Raw genomic sequence first — 489 nt, forward strand, 5'->3', positions numbered from 1 at the left:
CAGCCACCAATTTGTTACGTGCTTTGATGGCGCGGTTGGTATTACCTTTTTCGGTTGTGATGCCTCGGCGCTCCATTGCTGTCGCCTCTACCCCCATTTTAATGGTGGGCTGCTGATCAAGCCCCTGATCCTTATAACTGCGTGCATCCATCAGCGGTAAATGATATTCGGCCAACACCTTATTGGCGGTATCTACCCACATCTCCCGAATACGCTTAATCTCTTGCATCGATGACGGCAGATCATGCGCCTTACGTTTTTTGTTAGACCACTCAAACGGGGTCTTAAGCTTTGGATCAAACGCCAAGGTTTTATTTGGTCCAATGGTAGGCGCTCGAGTAGTGACTAAAATATGCGCGTGAAAATTACGGGGATCAGGGTTTTCCTCACCCTCACGCAAATACTTAGAACTTGGCGGTACATTAGGATCGAATGGCAACTTCATCACCGGACGATGGATACACACATCCGCAATCACATCCATATCGT

At 48.1% G+C, this 489-nt stretch carries 1 protein-coding gene; it reads right to left on the reverse strand.

Annotated features, from left to right (window positions below):
- A partial coding sequence (locus JFC08_RS14095) for a MobA/MobL family protein (RefSeq protein ID WP_198331116.1) occupies nt 1-489 on the reverse strand: 489 nt, incomplete at both ends.

It is taken from the genome of Psychrobacter cibarius (assembly GCF_016107535.1).
Taxonomy (GTDB): Bacteria; Pseudomonadota; Gammaproteobacteria; order Pseudomonadales; family Moraxellaceae; genus Psychrobacter; species Psychrobacter cibarius.